16 protein-coding genes are annotated in these 20,148 nt (G+C 39.6%); 10 read left to right on the top strand and 6 right to left on the bottom strand.

Features of this window, described 5'->3' with window-relative positions:
* Entirely contained in the window at nt 1-1,392 is a 1,392-nt protein-coding gene (locus tag A1D18_RS01545; protein WP_084028691.1) for a phosphomannomutase/phosphoglucomutase, read from the bottom strand.
* Between the two features lie 281 nt (nt 1,393-1,673).
* Here A1D18_RS01545 and A1D18_RS01540 point away from each other — a divergent pair, with 281 nt between their 5' ends.
* On the top strand, nt 1,674-4,496 hold the full coding sequence (locus A1D18_RS01540; RefSeq protein WP_071662118.1) for a ribonucleoside-diphosphate reductase subunit alpha: 2,823 nt from the start codon (nt 1,674-1,676) through the stop codon (nt 4,494-4,496).
* Between the two features lie 39 nt (nt 4,497-4,535).
* Complete coding sequence (locus tag A1D18_RS01535; RefSeq protein WP_071662064.1) at nt 4,536-5,615, top strand: ribonucleotide-diphosphate reductase subunit beta; 1,080 nt, start codon at nt 4,536-4,538, stop codon at nt 5,613-5,615.
* Between the two features lie 60 nt (nt 5,616-5,675).
* Here the strand turns inward: A1D18_RS01535 and A1D18_RS01530 are convergent, their stop codons facing one another.
* From A1D18_RS01530 to A1D18_RS01520, 3 genes are read right to left on the bottom strand one after another with little or no spacing between them, the layout of a single operon-like run.
* Nucleotides 5,676-6,503, bottom strand: a complete 828-nt coding sequence (locus A1D18_RS01530) for a metal ABC transporter permease (protein ID WP_071662063.1) — start codon at nt 6,501-6,503, stop codon at nt 5,676-5,678.
* The gene (locus tag A1D18_RS01525) at nt 6,460-7,272 is read right to left on the bottom strand and encodes a metal ABC transporter ATP-binding protein (protein ID WP_071662062.1); all 813 of its coding nucleotides are present in this window, start codon (nt 7,270-7,272) and stop codon (nt 6,460-6,462) included. The genes A1D18_RS01530 and A1D18_RS01525 overlap by 44 nt, the downstream gene beginning before the upstream one ends.
* Entirely contained in the window at nt 7,253-8,131 is an 879-nt protein-coding gene (locus A1D18_RS01520; RefSeq protein WP_071662061.1) for a metal ABC transporter solute-binding protein, Zn/Mn family, read from the bottom strand. The genes A1D18_RS01525 and A1D18_RS01520 overlap by 20 nt, the downstream gene beginning before the upstream one ends.
* A gap of 151 nt (nt 8,132-8,282) precedes the next feature.
* Between A1D18_RS01520 and A1D18_RS01515 the strand changes: the two genes are divergently transcribed.
* The 6 genes from A1D18_RS01515 to gcvPB all read left to right on the top strand — a co-directional run bounded on the left by A1D18_RS01515 (nt 8,283) and on the right by gcvPB (nt 14,579).
* The gene (locus A1D18_RS01515; RefSeq protein WP_071662060.1) at nt 8,283-9,143 is read left to right on the top strand and encodes a ParA family protein; all 861 of its coding nucleotides are present in this window, start codon (nt 8,283-8,285) and stop codon (nt 9,141-9,143) included.
* Nucleotides 9,140-10,006, top strand: a complete 867-nt coding sequence (locus A1D18_RS01510; protein ID WP_071662059.1) for a ParB/RepB/Spo0J family partition protein — start codon at nt 9,140-9,142, stop codon at nt 10,004-10,006. The genes A1D18_RS01515 and A1D18_RS01510 overlap by 4 nt, the downstream gene beginning before the upstream one ends.
* A 218-nt stretch (nt 10,007-10,224) precedes the next feature.
* Nucleotides 10,225-11,313 (top strand): glycine cleavage system aminomethyltransferase GcvT, encoded by a 1,089-nt coding sequence (gene gcvT / locus A1D18_RS01505; RefSeq protein ID WP_071662058.1) that lies wholly within the window; start codon nt 10,225-10,227, stop codon nt 11,311-11,313.
* A gap of 44 nt (nt 11,314-11,357) precedes the next feature.
* Nucleotides 11,358-11,750 carry a glycine cleavage system protein GcvH gene (gcvH, locus tag A1D18_RS01500; RefSeq protein ID WP_071662057.1) on the top strand — a complete coding sequence of 131 codons (393 nt, stop codon included), beginning with the start codon at nt 11,358-11,360 and terminating at the stop codon, nt 11,748-11,750.
* 1 nt (nt 11,751) lies between these two features.
* Nucleotides 11,752-13,119, top strand: coding sequence for an aminomethyl-transferring glycine dehydrogenase subunit GcvPA (gcvPA, locus tag A1D18_RS01495; protein WP_071662056.1), 1,368 nt, complete (start codon nt 11,752-11,754; stop codon nt 13,117-13,119).
* Between the two features lie 8 nt (nt 13,120-13,127).
* The gene (gene gcvPB, locus A1D18_RS01490) at nt 13,128-14,579 is read left to right on the top strand and encodes an aminomethyl-transferring glycine dehydrogenase subunit GcvPB (RefSeq protein ID WP_071662055.1); all 1,452 of its coding nucleotides are present in this window, start codon (nt 13,128-13,130) and stop codon (nt 14,577-14,579) included.
* Here gcvPB and folP read toward each other — a convergent pair.
* Nucleotides 14,576-15,955: a dihydropteroate synthase gene (folP, locus tag A1D18_RS01485; RefSeq protein WP_071662054.1), complete on the bottom strand. Its 1,380-nt coding sequence runs from the start codon at nt 15,953-15,955 to the stop codon at nt 14,576-14,578. The genes gcvPB and folP overlap by 4 nt on opposite strands.
* Nucleotides 15,956-16,061: 106 nt before the next feature.
* Here folP and rpoD point away from each other — a divergent pair, with 106 nt between their 5' ends.
* Nucleotides 16,062-17,996, top strand: coding sequence for an RNA polymerase sigma factor RpoD (gene rpoD / locus A1D18_RS01480; protein WP_071662053.1), 1,935 nt, complete (start codon nt 16,062-16,064; stop codon nt 17,994-17,996).
* Nucleotides 17,997-18,039: 43 nt separating this feature from the next.
* Here rpoD and A1D18_RS01475 read toward each other — a convergent pair whose 3' ends face one another.
* The gene (locus A1D18_RS01475; protein WP_071662052.1) at nt 18,040-19,074 is read right to left on the bottom strand and encodes a hypothetical protein; all 1,035 of its coding nucleotides are present in this window, start codon (nt 19,072-19,074) and stop codon (nt 18,040-18,042) included.
* 220 nt (nt 19,075-19,294) lie between these two features.
* On the opposite strand from A1D18_RS01475, the gene gstA reads away from it, so the two are divergent.
* Nucleotides 19,295-19,906 (top strand): glutathione transferase GstA, encoded by a 612-nt coding sequence (gene gstA / locus A1D18_RS01470; protein WP_071662051.1) that lies wholly within the window; start codon nt 19,295-19,297, stop codon nt 19,904-19,906.
* Nucleotides 19,907-20,148: the final 242 nt, after the last annotated feature.

Raw genomic sequence — 20,148 nt, 5'->3', positions numbered from 1 at the left:
TTAGAAGGGTAACTTAAGATCGGGATCCATGGCTAATAAAGTATTCCTAAATAAAGTTTGGATACGCTTTAAGGCAGGTAAATTATCCGCTTCAAATCGCAGAATTAAATAAGGACTGGTATTCGACGCGCGCACTAAACCCCAACCGTCGCTAAACTCAGCACGGACACCATCTATTTTACTCAGTGTCGCTTCCGGAAAATTCACGTGGGCTTGAAAAGCTTGAATAAATGCAAATTTTTTATCTTCCGCGATAGGCAATTTTAACTCCGGTGTATTAATGCTGTTCGGCAATTCAGCAAATAAATCACTTACATTTTTTTTACTTTTAGCAACAATTTCTAATAACCGAGCAGCGGTATATAAACCATCATCAAAACCATACCAACGTTCTTTAAAAAAGATGTGACCACTCATTTCGCCCGCTAATAATGCACCTGTTTCTTCTAATTTGGATTTCATAATCGAATGCCCCGTCTTCCACATTAAAGATTGGCCGCCGTTTTCTGCAATGAGCTTGGCTAAATGACCCGTTGATTTGATGTCATAAATGATGAGTGCGCCTGGATGGCGTGATAAGACATCCATCGCATACAACATCATCTGTCTATCGGGCCAAATAATTTCTCCTCGATTCGTGACCACACCCAGCCTATCTCCATCGCCATCCAAGGCCAAACCAAGATCTGCCTGATGCTGTTTCACACTAGCAATTAAATCATTTAAATTCTCTGGTATGCTGGGATCAGGATGATGATTGGGAAAATGACCATCCACCTCGCAAAATAATTCAATCACTTCACAACCCAAACGACGCAGTAATTCGGGCGCAACGACACCACCGACACCATTTCCACAATCAAGCACCACGCGTAAAGGCCGCGCTAAAGAAATAGCTTGCGTAATCCGATTGAGATAAGCTTCCGTAACCGATATTTGCTGGTAACTCCCTTTTCCTGATTTAAAGCCACCTGCTTGGACACGTCGATAAAGTGCATCAATAGTTCCTTCGGATAAGCTCTTTCCTGCTAAAACAATCTTTAACCCATTATAATTCGATGGATTATGACTTGCTGTTAACATCACTCCCGAGCGACAATTTAAAACCCTTGTTGCGAAATAAAGAACGGGGCTAGGAACTTGACCAATATCAATCACATCACAACCACTCTCACGTAATCCCTTGTGTAAGGCTTTCATCAAACTAGGCCCTGATAACCGCCCATCACGCGCTGTGATAATGGTTTGTTCGCCTTGCTCTTGAGCGGCACTCGCTATCGCTTTGCCCAGAATATAAATAAGTTCAGGTGTGATCGTCTCACCCACAATACCCCGAATATCGTAGGCACGAAAAATACTTTTTGAAATCTCTGCACAAGAAATGTGTTGCATATCACCTCTCATTTACGTACAAACCAACAAAATACGCTTATCATACAAAAGATTTAATCTTCTATGCATAAACCCTGTTCCAACAGGTCATGGCACGGAAAATAAGTCAGCCGATTAACCTGTTTTACCCAACTTACTCACAGCTTACTAAAGACTTCCTCACTTTATATAGTGGTTGCATAGTACATAAACCACATGATATTGTGTTATATCATTTCCATAAACCTATTTCCTCACAACCTTTTTAAGGAGCATCCATGAGCGGACTTTCATCCGAACTAATGACTTCTTCTCTTCTGCTTAACAGCGCAGAGATTCTACTACCTGAAGCGGAAGCAGAACAAGAGAGTAACCCCATTTGTACATTACAAGTTATAAAACGTAATGGTAAACTGGTTAATTACGATCCGAGTAAAATTAGAGTTGCCATTACTAAAGCTTTTCTCGCCGTAGAAGGTGGGCAAGCCGCACTATCAACTCGTATTCATGAACGGGTATCGCAGCTAACACAACAAGTCACAAATATCATACACCAACGCCACCCTAACGGCGGAACATTGCCCATTGAAGCCATACAAGATCAAGTGGAGCTGGCTTTAATGCGTGTAGAAGCTCACCAAGTTGCGCGCGCTTACGTGTTATACCGTGAAGAACGGCGAAAAATGCGTGCAGAAACGAAATCACAATCTGAAGTTCAATTACAAATAACTTTAGCGGATGGCAGTCAACGTCCACTCGATCTCATCCAACTGAGCCTATTGATCACAGAGACCTGTAAAGATTTAAGTGAAGTAAAACATGAGCTCATTTTACAAGAAACTTTACGTAATCTATATGATGGCATGCCTATCACTGAAATTGATAAGGCACTTATTATCAGTGCACGATCGCTGGTTGAACAAGACCCTAATTACACTTATGCGACCGCACGCTTCTTATTACGCACATTATATACGGAAGCATTCAACTTTCTTGATCTGCCGACTACCACTCACACCCATCATTCTGGCGTCTATTCTCATTACTTCCAACACTATATCAAATGTGGTGTTGACTTAGAATTATTGGATCCACAATTACAAGCCTTTGATTTAGAAAAATTAAGTAAAGCCTTACTCCCTGAACGCGATCAGAAATTTACTTATCTGAGTTTACAAACTTTATATGATCGTTACTTTTTACACGCCGATGATATCCGTTTTGAACTACCCCAAGCGTTCTTTATGCGTGTTGCCATGGGACTTGCGCAACAAGAACCGAACAAAGAAGAGCGCGCGATTGAGTTTTATCACTTACTTTCGTCTTTTGACTACATGGCCTCCACACCGACTCTCTTTAACGCCGGAACTTTGCGCCCACAACTTTCAAGTTGCTTTTTAACCACTGTATCTGATGATCTCGATCAAATTTACAGTGCCATAAAAGATAATGCTTTACTTTCAAAATTTGCGGGTGGCTTAGGTAATGACTGGACTTCAGTCCGAGCGATGGGTGCGCGAATTAAAGGCACGAATGGTAAATCACTGGGTGTCGTCCCTTTTTTAAATGTCGCTAACGCTTCTGCCGTAGCTGTCAACCAAGGTGGCAAACGTAAAGGCGCTGTTTGCGCGTACTTAGAAACATGGCATTTAGATATCGAAGAATTTTTAGAATTACGAAAAAATACGGGTGATGATCGGCGTCGTACGCATGATATGAATACCGCCAATTGGGTCCCTGATCTATTTATGAAACGACTCATGCAAGGAGAAAACTGGACTTTATTCTCACCTGATGAAACCCCTGATTTACATGATGCATTTGGTTTAGAATTTGAAGAAAAATATCACGCCTATGAAGCCAAAGTCGCGCGCGGTGAAATTAAAAATTTCAAAACAATTCCAGCAGCCAATCTATGGCGAAAAATGCTGAGTTTATTATTTGAAACCGGACATCCTTGGATCACATTTAAAGACCCTTGCAACTTACGTTCACCACAACAACATGTGGGGACCATTCATAGCTCCAATTTATGTACTGAAATTACGCTCAATACCTCTACTGATGAAATAGCCGTCTGTAATTTAGGAAGTATTAACTTGCCTCAACATCTAACCGAATCAGGAGAAATCGATCAAGAAAAATTGCGTCGTACTATCCGCACTGCGATTCGCATGTTAGATAATGTCATTGATATCAATTATTACACCGTGCCGCAAGCACGTCGTTCTAACTTAAAGCACCGCCCTATCGGCTTAGGTCTGATGGGTTTTCAAGACGCCTTATATCAATTACGACTCCCTTATGCTTCAGAAGCCGCTATCACATTTGCCGATCACTCCATGGAATCGATTAGCTATTACGCCATAGAAGCTTCCAGTGATTTAGCCAAAGAACGGGGTTCGTATGAAAGTTTTAAGGGATCATTATGGAGTCAGGGAATTTTACCTTTAGATTCTATTGCACAACTACAAAAAACCCGTGGTGAATACTTAGACCAAGATCGAACTGCTCGTTTAGACTGGGATACATTACGTAAAAAAGTGATGCAAGAAGGAATGCGTAACTCGAATTGTATGGCCATTGCACCAACCGCCACGATTTCCAATATCTGTGGCGTTTCGCAATCGATTGAGCCGACCTATCAAAACCTTTTTGTAAAATCCAATATGTCCGGCGAATTTACCGTAATCAATCCGTATTTAGTCAAAGATTTAAAACTACTCGGATTATGGGATGCCGTGATGCTAAATGACCTTAAATATTATGACGGTAGTTTGCAAAAAATTGAACGTGTCCCTGATAGTTTAAAACAACTCTATGCCACTGCCTTTGAAGTTCCCACCCATTGGCTCGTTGAAGCCGGATCGCGCCGCCAAAAATGGATTGATCAAAGTCAATCGTTAAATCTCTACATGGCACAAGCTTCTGGTAAAAAATTAGATGAACTCTATAAACAAATTTGGCTGAAAGGATTAAAAACAAGTTACTATTTACGGACGATGGGCGCTACACATACTGAAAAAGCAACCTTAGAAAAAAGTCACTTAAATTCAGTACCAATGGATAGTACTGCCGGCCCTGCTTGCTCGATACTCGACCCAGGTTGCGAATCATGTCAATAGACTACTAGTTTCATAAACAAAATTGAGGATCCTAAAACGATGAGCACTGAACATGCCACCGGTGGTTTTACCGGTCTAGAAACACTCGAAATAGGTGCAGCCCGTGTACAAGTCGATGACAAGAAGATCATCAACTGTCGTGCCGATCTCAATCAACTCGTGCCATTTAAATATAAATGGGCCTGGGAAAAATACTTAGCGGCCTGCGCTAATCATTGGATGCCACAAGAAGTTAACATGTCGGCAGACATTGCCTTATGGCGCGATCCAAAAGGATTAAGTGAAGATGAGCGTTTGATCATAGAACGCAGCTTAGGGTTTTTCTCAACGGCTGACTCTTTGGTTGCGAACAATCTGGTCTTAGCTGTCTATCGTCATATTACCAATCCAGAGTGTCGACAATATTTACTCAGACAAGCCTTTGAAGAGGCTTTGCATACGCATGCTTATCAATATGTCATAGAAAGTTTAGGTATGGATGAAGCACGTCTTTTTAATATGTACCGCGAATTACCGACCGTGGCTAAAAAAACAGAATGGGCGCTTCCTTTTACGCAAAGCTTAGCCGATCCTAGTTTTCGTACCGGCACACCCGGCAATGATCAACGTCTATTGCGCGATTTAATTGCTTTTTATGTGATATTCGAAGGCATATTTTTCTATGTCGGTTTTTCACAGATCCTCAGCATGGGACGACGAAATAAAATGACCGGAACCGCCGAACAATTTCAATATATCTTACGCGACGAATCGATGCATTTAAATTTTGGTATCGATGTGATCAATCAAATTAAACTGGAAAATCCACATTTATGGACACCCGAATTCAAACGCTATGTCATTGACCTCGTCAAAGAAGGTGTTGATCTAGAATATCAATATGCTTTAGATACCATGCCGCGTGGTATTCTTGGATTAAATGCTAACATGATGTGGGATTATCTACGTTTCATCGGCAATCGACGTCTCACACAAATCGGCTTGCCTGAACAATATCCTGGTGTTAGCAACCCTTTACCTTGGATGAGTGAAATCATTGATCTCAAAAAAGAAAAGAATTTCTTTGAAACCCGCGTAACGGAATACCAAACTGGCGGAAGTTTAAATTGGGATGATTAATTTATAAACGCAATTAAACTCAATCCGTAAGGAGTTAGTAACCACTAACTCCTTTTTTGTTTAATGATTGGCTTTTCCTCCGATAAAACTCAAAAAGTAATTAGCGGCTGCCAACGCACTAATCCAAAATGGAATAGGCCAATCCGTAATAAATGCTAAAATGATGCCTAACCATACGATTAAAATACCAAACAGTACAGTTAAAAATAAACCACTTAAAATATGATGAGTCCAGTTTAAAGCCGCTGCGGAAGGCCCTATCAATAAAGTAAACACTAATAACACACCGACCACTTGACTGGCTTCGGTTACCGCAACTGCCACAATGATCATAAACAAAATAGAAATCAGCGGCAAAGAAACACCTTTCGCTTCCGCTAACTCGGGTTCTAAGCTAGCAAATAATAAAGGTCTGGCAATGACACTTAAGGCTAACAGGCTAAAAATAGAATAGATCAACATCATTTTTATTAAATGCGCTGAAACACCTAAGAGATTACCAAAGAGTATCGTCATCGCTTGCGCCGCATAACTCGTATAAAAATGTAAAAATAAAACACCGAGTCCTAGTGCCAATGCCAAAATGATGCCGATAGCCACATCGCTTCTACTTATTCGGTGACCTAAGCTACCCATACCGATGGCTGCTAATATCGTCAAAATCAACTGTCCTGTGACCGGCATTAAACCGACTAAACCTGCGCCGGTCGCTCCAGCAAAACCAATATGGCCTAATGCATGACCCGCAAAAGCTAACTTGCGAATGACCATAAAGTATCCAACGAAACCGGCTAATATCGCTGCAATCGTACCCACTAACAGTGCGTTACATAGAAAATGATATTCAAACAGCGAAATGATCAAGGTCGGGTCGACAATGGTTGACATGATGATGGAATCCTAATTCTTTATTTATAACAAAAAGTTGCTGTTCATGCTGAATAACCTGTATATCCAACCCATAAAGTTCACTTAATTTTTTACTATTGATAATTTCATTAACTAAACCAATCACCGCTTTACCTTTCGCCAAATAGAGTACTCTATCAACGCTGGTTAATAACGGATTAATATCATGTGAAGTAAACAATATGGTAATCCCATGTTGCAAACGAATATCATCAATTAAACTGACCAACGTGGCTTGGTAATAAGGGTCTAAATTCATTAACGGCTCATCTAACAGTAAAATTTTTGGTTTATTCAATAAGGCTTGAGCCAATAATAAACGTTGACGCTCTCCTCCTGATAAAAGATTGTAAGGTCGATTGACAATCTTTTCAGCTTTGACTAACTGAATAACACGCTGCAATTCTTCGGTTTGTTCTGAATTTAAAACTGGCAAACCCCATTGGTATCCATTTAAATTGGCGCCTAACCAAGCGTAAGCACTCAAACTATTACCACTATTTTGGCGCATTTGTGGCATATAACCAATAAAAGCGGCACCTTTATGTACGGCTTGTCCGAATAATGAAATACCGCCCTTGGATGGAGCAATTAAACCTAATATCGATCGCAACAAAGTACTTTTTCCAGCACCATTAGCGCCTAAAATCGCAACAAATTCACCGGACTTAATGTCTGCAGTGAAATTCTGAAAAATACAGCGTTGCCCATAGGCAAGGCTAAACTGTTTAAATTCGATGGCGTTCATTTAAAGCCTGCTCCACTCGTTCTAATTGATCTCGCATCCACTGGTAATAAGTAGTAGTATGCATCGGTTGGGTTTCCATAACACCGACGATAGGAATTCCCAACCATTTAGCCTGTTGTAACAAATGCAAAACCAATGGACTGCTCACCTGACTATTATAAAATACCAGTTTGACGCGATGTTGTTGCAACTGACGTTGAAACGTTTGCACTTGTTTAGGACTCGGATCCACTCCATTCATCATGCTGAGTTGAAACGGAATTCCTTGCATACGAAATCCTAAAGCCTGCGCCATATATCCAAACACCGGCTCTGTCGCAATAACCGAACTCCCGTTATGTTGCGCTTTTATTTGTTTTATCCGTTGCCATAAATTTTGTTGTTGTGCAATAAACTGTTGGTAGTGCGCTTGATATTCCTTTTGATGTTGTGGATCGTGCTTGATCAAGTAGTCGCGTAATACCTTAGCATAGATGGGCATGGTATTAGGATCATACCAAATATGCGGATTAGCTCCTTCTTTTCTATGTATTAAATCAGCGACGCAAATAACAGTTCTTGCTGAACCTGAGCCAACATTCAATAAATTCTGCATCCAAGGATCGTAGCCCAAGCCATTATAAACAATTAAATCTCCTTGCTCCAAAACCTTAGCCACACTCGGGGTTAAATTAAATAAATGCGGATCTTGATCGGGTTGATTAAGAATGCTGGTGACTTGGACAAAATTCCCACCGATTTGTTTTGCAACAGAACCATAAAAATTCTCGGCAGCGATAATATGGATGGGCTTTGCTATACTAGGCGTTGTAAAGCTAATTGCCAATAGCAAGGCTAAGGCGAGTAAAAATTTCAACATGAAAAAACCCTTTTATTCAACGAAAATTTTTCGTTGTGGATATGATAGAGGTCTGTTGACTCGAATCATTATCCAATAACAATGATAATTAGCAAGTTTGCACTGAGCCGTTATACTATACCAAACCTGTCAAGCTAGATTATGAGGCATTATGGGCAAAATTATCGCTATCGTAAATCAAAAAGGGGGCGTGGGGAAAACCACAACCTGTATTAATCTTGCTGCATCGATGGCCTTGTTAGCACAAAAAACACTGTTAATTGACCTCGATCCTCAAGCCAATGCAACCACAGGTAGTCTTTTGCAAAAAGACCTCGATCCTCATATTGCCCAAGTCCTTTTAGATGAAGTTCCAATAGAACAGAGTCTCGTTGTTACTCCAGCAAATTATACATTGATACCCGGTTCAGGGAATTTAACACAGACGGAAATTCAATTATTAAAAATTGAACAACGTGAATACACACTCAAAAAAAAGCTAAGCGTGTTGGCCGATGCGTACGATTATATTTTACTCGATTGTCCTCCGTCTTTAAATATACTAACCGTCAATGCGTTAGTAGCTGCTCACTTCGTCATCATCCCGGTGCAATGTGAATATTTTGCTTTAGAAGGCTTAAGCAATCTGATGAACACCTTGCAAAGTTTACGTTCCACGGTTAATCCACATTTACAGATTCACGGCATACTGCGTACGCTATTTGATGGTCGAAATAGTCTAGCCAAACAAATTTCAGAAGAATTACTCACGCATTTTAAAGAGAAAATGTATACCACACTGATACCACGTAATATTCGACTCGCTGAAGCACCGAGTCATGGCCAACCTGCTTTATTGTATGATCCTCAATCAAATGGGAGCCAAGCCTATTTAAGTTTAGCTAAAGAAGTATTAACACGGGATGGTTGTTCTATCCCATCCGTCAATTCACCTACTGATATACCCTCAAACGTTTTTTTAAAAAAACGCTCAAACTACGAAAAAACTCCGTCTGTTGAACAGGTGTTATGATGAAAAAATCACGTTTAGGTCGCAATCTTGACATGCTATTAAGTGGTCAACCTTTTGAGGACCTCGTCCAAACAGCCAAACCTCACAAAGAAGAATTACGTCATTTACCCATAGAATGGTTACAAGCCGGTCGTTATCAACCTCGAAGAGAGTTTGCTAAAGAAGCACTCGAAGATTTAGCCAATTCCATTCGCACACAAGGCATTATCAATCCTATTGTAGTCCGTCTTATTGGCGACAATCGCTATGAAATTATTGCCGGGGAACGTCGTTGGCGCGCCGCTCAACTGGCTAAGCTCAATGAAGTACCCGTATTAATCAAGGTAATCTCAGACGAAACCGCACTCGCTATTTCTTTGATTGAAAATATTCAACGTCAAGATCTGAATCCACTCGAAGAAGCGGAAGGGATACAACGACTTATTAATGAATTTAAATTAACACATCAAGAAATTGCTACCACGTTGGGACGATCGCGCACCACGATTACCAATTTACTCCGCTTATTAAGCTTAGCGCCACAAGTAAAGCTTTTATTGCAGCAAGGACAACTCGAAATGGGTCACGCCAGAGCTTTACTCAGTCTATCGAGCAACCTACAAATTCAAGCGGCTGAAAAAATTGTCAAAAATAAACTCTCTGTTCGCGAAGCAGAACGTTTAGTACAAAATGGAACGTTTATTAACGCTGAAATAGTGATCCCTTTAAAAATTGATGCGGATGTGCAACAACTCGAACGTAAATTATCCGAAACATTAGGGGCCAAAGTCTATTTTAAACAAAACGCTAAAGGAAAAGGTCAACTCATCATTCATTATAATAGTTTAGAAGAATTAGATGGCATTCTGTCTCATATGAATTAATTTTTTTCAGCAAAATGACTAGATGGCCTGCACATTATTTTCGCTCGCCATAACAAAGTGATTTTTTATTTTATTTTTAGATACCGTTTCGTTCAGTTCGCGAAACGTTTATACCATTGCATAAGTGGTATATACAACAAAAGGCTCGTGTCAAACTATAGTAATTTATTAGCCACAAGTTATAATTAGGTATTGAAAACTTATGAAATGGCAAGCCAATGGAAAATAAAACTGTTCTTCACGGACAACATAAAAAAAACGGAGCAATACTCGTCAATTTTGCAGGCTGGCAAATGCCTCTGCATTATGGCTCTCAGATACAAGAGCATCACGTCGTCAGACAAGACAGTGGTTTATTTGATGTTTCGCATATGCTAGCCGTCGATATTGCGGGGGAAAATGCGATTCACTATCTCAGTTTTTTATTAGCCAATAACCCGCAACGGCTCGCTCCAGGAAAAGCTTTATATACCTGCATGTTAAATAATGCCGGTGGTATTTTAGATGATTTAATTGTTTATCAACTTTCGCAACAACGCTATCGCATAGTCATCAATGCAGGAAATCGCCTATCCGATCTCAATTGGATGAAAAAACATGCCTCGAATTTTTCCTCTACTTCCATTGTTGAGCGAACCGATCTTGCAATTATCGCTATCCAAGGCCCTCACGCCATTTCAAAAGCAAGTAAAGCATTTAGCGCAAGTCAACAATCCCTGATTAGGGATTTAAAACCTTTCCAATGTGTTGAACGTGATAATTGGTGCATCGCTAGAACAGGTTACACCGGAGAAGATGGCCTAGAAGTGATCTTACCTCTACAAGAAGCTGAACATTTCTGGCAACGTTTAATAGACTTGGGTAGCAAGCCTTGTGGATTAGGGGCTCGAGATACCTTACGTCTCGAAGCCGGATTGAATTTGCATGGTTCAGACATGGATGCGACTACCACCCCTTTAGAATCCAATCTGGCGTGGACGATTGCTTGGGATCCTATCGATCGAGATTTTATTGGCCGACTAGCGCTCATCCAACAACAACAAAATCTAAGCCGTAAATTAGTGGGTTTAATACTAGAAGAAAAAGGTCGTATCTTACGTAAACAACAAAAAATTATTACTTCTGAAGGAGAAGGTGAAATTACTAGTGGAAGCTATTCTCCTACTTTAGGTAGTTCGATCGCTTTTGCTAGAATACCTTACGCACACAACAAAGATTATTGTGATGTCATCATGGGCAGCAGACAATACCAGGTACGTATCATTAAACCTCCCTTTATACGAAAAGGAAAAAGAACTTTTATTTAGAGTATATCTTCATAAGAAATTGAATTTATTAAAGAGTAATTATCATGAAAAAACTACCCGAATTATTAAAATATACGACTACGCATGAGTGGATTCGACTCGAAGAAAATAATATTGCTTGCGTTGGTATTACCCCACATGCTCAAGAATTGTTAGGGGATATCGTTTATGTTGAATTACCTATTATTAAAAAGATTTTAAAACGAAGTGAAGAAGCCTGTGTTTTAGAATCCGTAAAAGCAGCGGCCGATGTTTATACGCCGCTTTCAGGTATAGTCACTGAAATCAATACCACACTGAGTGAGTCACCCGAACTCATCAATTCCGACTCTTATGGACAAGGATGGTTATTTCGGCTTCAGTTTTCCAATCCAAGTGAATTAGAAAATCTATTGGATTTTGCAACTTACGAACAACAAATTTTGGTTGAGGCCTAACATGCCATTTATTCCTCATACTGATGTCGAAGTACAAGAAATGCTAGCGACATTGGGTGTACATCACATTGACGATCTTTTTGATGAAATTCCACCTCATTTAAAAACCCCCGAATTAAATCTTATTCCTTCTGGCTTAACTGAAATGGAGATGACACGTTTAACAGCGCAACGTGGCCTAGAAAATAAGAACGGACTCTGTTTTATTGGTGCCGGTGCTTATGAACATCATATTCCTGCGGTGGTTTGGGATATTGCTAGCCGCGGTGAATTTATGACGGCTTACACACCTTATCAAGCCGAAGCAAGTCAAGGAACGTTGCAATTAATCTACGAATATCAAACCATGATGGCGAGTCTAACTGGCATGGATTATTCTAATGCTTCGCTTTATGACGGCGCCTCTGCTTTAGCTGAAGCGGTTTTGATGGCCGTTAGATCCAACAAAAAAACGCAATCGACCAAAATTTTAATTCCACGCACTTTACACCCTCATTATCGACAAACCTTACAAGCGATTGTTACTCAACAAGCCATTGAACTCATTGAATTACCTTATTGTCCATTACAAGGTAAAACATTGCTCTCAACGCTCGATCATTGGAAACAACAAGCTATTTGCGCTTTAGTCATACCACAACCTAATTTTTTTGGATCCCTAGAAGAAGTGGATCAGTTAAGTGACTGGGCACATGCTCAACAGGCTTTTGTCATTGCTGTCACCAATCCCATTAGCTTGGCTTTGCTCAAAGAACCTGGGAGTTGGGGTGAACAAGGCGCTGACATCGTATGCGGTGAAGGACAGGCGCTCGGTGTTCCACTGGCAGGTGGCGGACCTTATTTTGGTTTTATGTGTTGCAAAAAAGAATGGCTGCGACAAATGCCAGGACGAATTGTGGGCCGCACCGTGGATAAAAACGGTAAGCCCGGATTTACATTAACGCTACAAGCTCGCGAACAACATATACGCCGCGCAAAAGCCACATCGAATATTTGTACCAACCAAGGTTTATTAGTCACTGCAGCTACGATTTATATGAGTCTATTAGGGCCCAAAGGTTTACAGCAAGTCGCTTCCGCATCTCATCACCATACACAACAACTCGCTGATCTATTAACCCAAATACCCGGTGTAGAATTAATGTTCAGTAGTCCTTTTTTTCATGAGTTTGTGATTCGTTTACCTAAACCTGTTCCTGATTTATTACATGGTTTAGCTAAAGTAGGAATACAAGGAGGCTATGATCTATCAAGGCTTTATCCTGAATTAGATCAGGCTCTATTAATTTGTGTCACAGAAACCAAAAACCAGACTGATTTAAACTTTTATCAACAAGAATTATCAAAATTACTACAGACGATATCGTAAAAATTTTTATGCTTATTTTTGAACTAAGTCAACCAGGTCGCACGGCAAAAGCGCAAATTCCACCCCATTTACAGCCGTTTAAGTATTCTTCACTACCCGAAAATTTATTGCGTAAAACAGAAATTTCTTTACCTGAAGTTTCTGAATTACAAGTGGTACGTCATTTTACTCGCCTGTCACAAAAAAACTTCTCTATCGACACACATTTCTATCCACTTGGATCCTGTACGATGAAGTACAACCCACGTGGTGTACATCGTCTGGCATCATTACCTGCTTTTCTTAATCAACATCCTTTATTACTCGAAGAATATTGTCAAGGCACCTTACATTGTCTGTATGAATTTCAAGAAATTCTAAAAGCTATCACCGGTATGTGCGGTGTTTCTTTAACACCGATGGCAGGCGCACAAGGTGAATTTGCGGGTGTTGCCATGATTAAAGCCTACCACGCCTCACGCAATGATCATGACAGGACAGAATTTCTGATTCCCGATGCTGCACATGGTACCAATCCTGCTTCAGCGGTCATGTGTGGTTATAAAGTTCGTGAAATCCCCACTAACATTGAAGGTGATATCGATTTAGAAGCCTTGCAAGCCGCAGTAGGACCCCATACGGCGGGAATCATGTTAACCAATCCTTCGACTTTAGGAATCTTTGAAAGGCAAATCGAACAGATTGCCCACATTATCCATCAAGCCGGTGGGTTACTTTACTACGATGGCGCTAACCTCAATGCAATTTTAGGTAAAGTACGGCCTCGAGATATGGGGTTTGATGTCATGCATCTCAACTTGCATAAAACGTTTGCCACACCACATGGTGGCGGCGGTCCCGGTGCGGGACCTGTTGCTGTTGGAGGACGTCTTTTGCCCTTTCTACCCATACCCACCGTTGCTTTCGAACAAGATCGTTATCGATGGCTTAATTTACAAGACCGACCACAAAGTATTGGTCGCTTATCCACGTTTATGGGAAATACAGGAATTCTTTTACGTGCTTATCTCTATGCTCGCTTATTAGGTCGTGATGGTTTAAAACGAATATCCGAATTCGCCACCTTGAATGCCAATTATTTACTTAAACGATTGCAACGAATTGGATATATTCCCGCTTTTCCACAACGGCGCGCCAGTCATGAATTTATTTTGACATTAAAAGTCTTATCTAAGCAATTTAATGTCACCGCAATGGATGTCGGAAAACGTTTACTTGATTTTGGTTTTCATGCACCAACAACCTATTTTCCTTTACTCGTTCCAGAATGCTTATTGATAGAACCTACCGAAACAGAATCCAAACAAGAATTAGATCAGTTTATAACGGCTATGGAAAAAATTTTTATCGAAGCAAAAGAAAATCCAACGCATTTAAACAATGCGCCGCATCATTTAAGTCATCAACGTTTAGATGAGGTGAAGGCAGTACGAGACTTAGATCTTATCTGGGAAAGTTAATTTTCTTCGCAATAAAAACTTTCTCTTTTTACATTAGGCTTGATTAATTCATCCGATGAAATGAATTGTGTCGCCATGGCAATGGCTTCAGCATTTAAACTCACATTATGGACGCGCAAAAAATCCACACCCTGCACTGCCAACTGGTAGGACACTATCGCTGTCTCAAAATCTCTGTCTGGAAAAGCCTTTTCTGTTATTAAGCTTAAAAAAGATTTTCGTGAATGACCTACTAACAAGGGACAGTTTAAACGACGGAATTGCTCGATATTTTTTAACAAAAAAATGGATTGTTGCGATGTTTTACCAAAACCTATACCCATATCAAAAATGAATTGATTGGCATCGACACCAGCATCTAGTAATTCGTCGAAACGTTGCTCGGTCCAATCTATTATTTGTTCACAGATATTAGGGTACGAAGCGAGTACGACATTTTTCTGGGCTGGAACGCCAAGGTTATGCATGACAACACATTTCACCGAGCTACCCGCTACCAATGCACGCATGTTAGGATCAATAAATCCACTCACATCATTAATCCAGTCAATACCCAACTGCATCGCTCTTTCTGCTACGATAGGATGCCGTGTATCGATACTAATCTTTGGCTTAAATGCCCATTGTTTGCACTGCTCTTTTAAGGTGGTTAAAACAGGCTTTAATAGTGCCCACTCCGTTTCTGGTAAAATGGGCGTTGCGCCTGGCCGAGTCGATTCGGCTCCTATATCCAACACTTCAGCTCCTTCACGTACCAATTTTTCCGCTTGGGCCAGTGCATTAGGTAGGGTTACAAATTTACCTCCATCAGAAAAAGAATCCGGTGTTATATTTAATATTCCCACTAAGGCGCTTCCTTCTAAACGATGCGGAAGTTGTTTCGTCCCACAAGGTGCTTTATCACCGCTATAACGCGAACCCCAACGCTGTAATATATCAGCAAATTCTGCTGTTGGATGTTGCCAATCTGGCCATACATCAAGCAAAGGCCATAAAGCAAAAGGTCTAGATAATAGTTCTGTGTGTGGTATTTTTAGACCAGTCTGATCAATCACACAATTACCCCAAGCCAAAATATCAATGTCGATAATTCTTGGCGCCCAACGTTGATTTTCTTCCCTACCCAGCTGTCGCTCAATCTGTTTAATAAGCTTAAGCACCTCTAACGGAGATAACTCTGTTTTACAAGCCACTGCTAGATTTAAAAAAGGTCTATTCCAAGCCACAGGTGCATAGGCCGGTAGTAGTGCTGATGAACTATAAAGAGGAGAAATTTGACTAGGTGCAATCGTCCGTGTTTTTTGTAATAATTGCAACGCTAAGCGTAAGTTATTAAAACTATCGCCTAAGTTTGTACCTAAACTGAGTATTAGCATATTTTTTGCCTTAAAGGGCTTGCCTTTTCGACGTTAAAGGTTTATAGGTTTATCTTAATTAGGTATATAATAAAATTATTACTTTCCCAAGAGGTCAAGCGCAGCTATGGATTTCGAACAACAACAATCCCGTTTACGAGAGCTTATTGCACATGGTAAAAAGCAAGGATTTGTCACTTACGCTGAAATCAATGACCATCTGTTGGAAGATATTATCTCTGAAGCTGAGCAAGAGCAACTGCAGCTTGATGAAATTATCTTGATGCTCAATGATATCGGCATACCTGTTTATGAAGTTCCACCTGACATGGAAACCTTACTCTCTTCGAGTATCGCTAATAACTCATCAGAAGAAGAGAGTAGCTCAGAAAACACGAATATTCTAAGTAATATCGCAGCTGAATTAGGCCGGACAACCGATCCGGTACGAATGTATATGCGTGAAATGGGCACCGTTGAATTGCTCACACGCGAAGGCGAAATTAAACTGGCCAAACGTATTGAAGAAGGTTTACAAGCGATACTCGCTGCCCTCACTCAATATCCAGAAAATGTTTTTGATATACTGAGTGATTATGCGCGTTATGAACAACAAGAAATCCGCCTAAATGACATTATTAGTGGATTTCTCGATCTGGAAGAATTATCCATACCGCTCGAATTACCACCCGGAAAAAATAGTCCCGTTGAAGCTGAAACAGAGGATGAAAGTTTTAGCGAAGATAAAAGCACTGAGGATAAAGATACTGATGATGATAGCGACGACATCAAAGCTAAAATCAGTACAACAGATGACGATGAAGGATTTAATGAGCTAGATGGTGGACCCGATCCAGAATTAGCGCATACTCGTTTTGCCGAATTAAAAGCACTCTATGAAGCGTATATTACGACGCAAAAAAAACAAGGTCGCCATGATAAAAAAACATTAAAACAAGCTACCTTATTAGCCGACGCATTTACTAAATTTAAATTAATTCCACGCCAGCTTGATAAATTGACGCGCAAAATGCGCGATCTATTAGAAAAAATTCGAATTCAAGAACGTGTCATCATGCGTTTATGTATTAATGGAGCCAAAATGCCACGCCAACTTTTCATTAGTACTTTTCCAAAAAACGAGACCAATGAAAATTTTCTAAAAAAACATGTCAATGCTAAAAAAAGTTATTCACAAACTCTAAAATCTTTGTATATTCCTATCACCGCTGCACAAAACAAGTTACGTGAATTAGAAAAAACAATTGGCATGACAATAGCTGAAATCAAAGAAATCAATCGCCAAATGTCAGCGGGCGAAGCGAAAGCACGACGCGCGAAAAAAGAAATGGTCGAAGCCAATCTACGGCTTGTTATTTCTATCGCCAAAAAATATACCAACCGCGGTTTACAATTTCTCGATTTAATTCAAGAAGGTAATATTGGCTTAATGAAAGCCGTCGATAAATTTGAATATCGGCGCGGTTATAAATTTTCAACCTATGCCACTTGGTGGATACGACAAGCCATCACCCGATCCATTGCCGATCAAGCACGAACTATCCGTATTCCGGTACATATGATTGAAACGATTAATAAATTAAATCGTATTTCACGTCAAATATTACAAGCAACGGGTAAAGAACCCTCACCTGAAGATCTCAGTAAAAAAATGGGTTTACCGGAAGATAAAATCCGTAAAATACTTAAGATTGCTAAAGAACCCATTTCCATGGAAACACCGATTGGCGATGAAGATGGTGATTCTCATTTAGGTGACTTTATCGAAGACGCCACCGCCTTATCACCCATCGATGCCGCTACCATCGAAGGTCTACGTGAAACAGCACAAAGAGTGCTGGCATCGCTCACACCGCGTGAAGCAAAAGTATTACGCATGCGCTTTGGTATTGATATGAATACCGATCACACTTTGGAAGAAGTGGGTAAACAATTTGATGTGACTCGTGAACGTATTCGACAAATTGAAGCCAAGGCATTACGTAAATTACGTCATCCTACTCGATCAGAACCCTTGCGTAGCTTTCTTGATCAAGAATAAGGTATTGATATTCATAACCAATACCTTTTTATTCATGGACGCATCAAGATTTAGCTGTAGGCGATAACTGTGCTGTTTTTTGCTCAAGTTGTTCTACAGAATGATTCTTTGAGAAAAAATTTCCAACATATTTACCCGCTGTCGCAAGGTCGCTACCAATATTACGCATTACAGGACCCACGACGGGTATTTGACTTACGACATGAAAAAGCACTAAGCCTCCCACTATCACACCATTCAAACTATTAACCGTTGCTTCATTACTTGTTTCCGAAGGTAAAGATGCTTCTCGAATAATAAGTGAATGTACCTCATCAGGCGGATTAACCTCTGTAAAAATCAAAGGTAACCTCGCTTTTTGGGAGTTTTCATCCGGAAAAACACCCTCTTCTGATGACTGTAAGCTTTGCAATATAGCATAGGTATCTATCTCGGATTCGGTCCTCTTGTTTCGATTCACTCTCTCAGTACCATTAACCCATTCATCAAAACCACCTCGCTGATCCATGATATGGACAGTAAGCCTTTTTTGAATAGTTTCATTTTTAACTCTATTTATAACCTCGACGGGTAATCTAACGGATGTATCATTGGCATAAAGTGCATAATTAGCTAAGCGTAAATTAATAGTCCAAGGAACCACTCTACGCTGCTCACGTACATAAGAAGAATTTTCAAGTATTTCATGTTTTATTGCCGCAACATCATTTTCATTTAACGCTCGACATAATTTAGGACCGATTAAATTAGGATTGGAATAGCACAAAATAACTAAACTAAGCAACTCTCGAGGTTCAAATTCTCGATCTTTCAATTGTGGATACCCTCGCTGCCCAAACTTATCTCTTACTTTTTTAGCTTTAACAAGCATTTCTGAAGCATCAATGTTATGAATGGATGGTATCGAATTATATTGACTAAGCACGGCTAACCAATTTGCTGCTTGATTATTTTCTAGTTTCTCAATTAATTGATTAATACTTAAATTTGTTAAATTTTTACTAACCATTAAATTAATAACTTCTTTCAGTTCATTTTCTTCATTGGATGGCAAGGTAATCCATAATATTTCACTCATAAAATTACTCCTTTTTAATTATTGATTAAATAAACTAACATGTCTAAAATTTATTTACAAATAGAATAAATTGATTTTAATAAGATTTAAATTTTTTAAAAAATACAAAAAAAATTGACTCGACCTCTATAAAAAAATAAAAATAAATAGATAATTTCAAAATTAGATCCGTGTGTAATGAAAATGATTGTCAATAATTGATTATTTAAAGGAGCTCGAAATGAAACTATTCTATAGTCCCGGCGCTTGTTCGCTATCCCCTCACATCGTGTTACGAGAAACAAAACAAGCATTTACGTTAGAAAAAGTGGATTTAATGCAAAAAAAGACGGAGTCTGGGAAAAATTATCTAACCATCAATCCCAAAGGACAAGTTCCCGCACTATTATTAGACGATGGCAACTTGCTGACTGAAGGTGTCGCCATCGTGTTATATCTGGCAGATAAGATGCCACACTCCCATCTGATTGCGCCTACTGATAACTTATCACGTTATCAAACCATCGCATGGCTTACCTATATTTCTTCCGAGCTCCATAAAAGCTTTAGCCCTCTGTTTAACTCGAAAACACCAGAGAAATATAAGGCAATCCTACGAGAAAAACTGAAGGCACAATTCAACTATTTAGATGAAGTTTTAAAAAAGGACGAATACCTGCAAGGAAACCATTTTACTGTAGCGGATGCTTATCTATTTACTATTTTACGTTGGGCATTTGCCATGAAATTTGATCTCAATCAATATAAACACTTAATGATTTATTTCGATCGCATTGCAAAACGACCGTCGGTACAAGCTGCACTAGCCGCAGAAAATCTAAATAAACAATAAATAGATAACTTTACCAAAGCAAATAGCGATCTTGTTAATACTAAAGCGCTATCTCTCTAGCTATTTACAAAACTGATCCAAACGCAATGTCTAATCTTTGTAAAATTCTATCTATAAAAACTTTTTTCTAGTCTTTCAATACTCAAGAAGAGAATTAATTTTTTTTATAAATACCAGATAATGTAAGCAACTTTTTTTATAATAATAAGTATAATAAATTTTTACTAAATTAATATAAAAAT

The sequence above is a fragment of the Candidatus Rickettsiella isopodorum genome, from assembly GCF_001881495.1.
Lineage (GTDB): Bacteria > Pseudomonadota > Gammaproteobacteria > Diplorickettsiales > Diplorickettsiaceae > Aquirickettsiella > Aquirickettsiella isopodorum.
Note: the sequence above shows the minus strand (reverse complement) of the source record. Positions and strands in the feature narration are given on the sequence as shown.

What these genes read in the sequence shown, in the direction of transcription:
- A1D18_RS01530 (WP_071662063.1), bottom strand. Translation starts at nt 6,503, where the DNA reads ATGTCAACCATTGTCGACCCGACCTTGATCATTTCGCTGTTTGAATAT.
- rpoD (WP_071662053.1), top strand. Translation starts at nt 16,062, where the DNA reads ATGGATTTCGAACAACAACAATCCCGTTTACGAGAGCTTATTGCACAT.
- gcvT (WP_071662058.1), top strand. Translation starts at nt 10,225, where the DNA reads ATGGAAAATAAAACTGTTCTTCACGGACAACATAAAAAAAACGGAGCA.
- A1D18_RS01525 (WP_071662062.1), bottom strand. Translation starts at nt 7,272, where the DNA reads ATGAACGCCATCGAATTTAAACAGTTTAGCCTTGCCTATGGGCAACGC.
- A1D18_RS01540 (WP_071662118.1), top strand. Translation starts at nt 1,674, where the DNA reads ATGACTTCTTCTCTTCTGCTTAACAGCGCAGAGATTCTACTACCTGAA.
- gcvH (WP_071662057.1), top strand. Translation starts at nt 11,358, where the DNA reads ATGAAAAAACTACCCGAATTATTAAAATATACGACTACGCATGAGTGG.
- gstA (WP_071662051.1), top strand. Translation starts at nt 19,295, where the DNA reads ATGAAACTATTCTATAGTCCCGGCGCTTGTTCGCTATCCCCTCACATC.
- A1D18_RS01475 (WP_071662052.1), bottom strand. Translation starts at nt 19,074, where the DNA reads ATGAGTGAAATATTATGGATTACCTTGCCATCCAATGAAGAAAATGAA.
- A1D18_RS01535 (WP_071662064.1), top strand. Translation starts at nt 4,536, where the DNA reads ATGAGCACTGAACATGCCACCGGTGGTTTTACCGGTCTAGAAACACTC.
- gcvPB (WP_071662055.1), top strand. Translation starts at nt 13,128, where the DNA reads ATGCTTATTTTTGAACTAAGTCAACCAGGTCGCACGGCAAAAGCGCAA.
- A1D18_RS01515 (WP_071662060.1), top strand. Translation starts at nt 8,283, where the DNA reads ATGGGCAAAATTATCGCTATCGTAAATCAAAAAGGGGGCGTGGGGAAA.
- A1D18_RS01545 (WP_084028691.1), bottom strand. Translation starts at nt 1,392, where the DNA reads ATGCAACACATTTCTTGTGCAGAGATTTCAAAAAGTATTTTTCGTGCC.
- folP (WP_071662054.1), bottom strand. Translation starts at nt 15,955, where the DNA reads ATGCTAATACTCAGTTTAGGTACAAACTTAGGCGATAGTTTTAATAAC.
- gcvPA (WP_071662056.1), top strand. Translation starts at nt 11,752, where the DNA reads ATGCCATTTATTCCTCATACTGATGTCGAAGTACAAGAAATGCTAGCG.
- A1D18_RS01520 (WP_071662061.1), bottom strand. Translation starts at nt 8,131, where the DNA reads ATGTTGAAATTTTTACTCGCCTTAGCCTTGCTATTGGCAATTAGCTTT.
- A1D18_RS01510 (WP_071662059.1), top strand. Translation starts at nt 9,140, where the DNA reads ATGATGAAAAAATCACGTTTAGGTCGCAATCTTGACATGCTATTAAGT.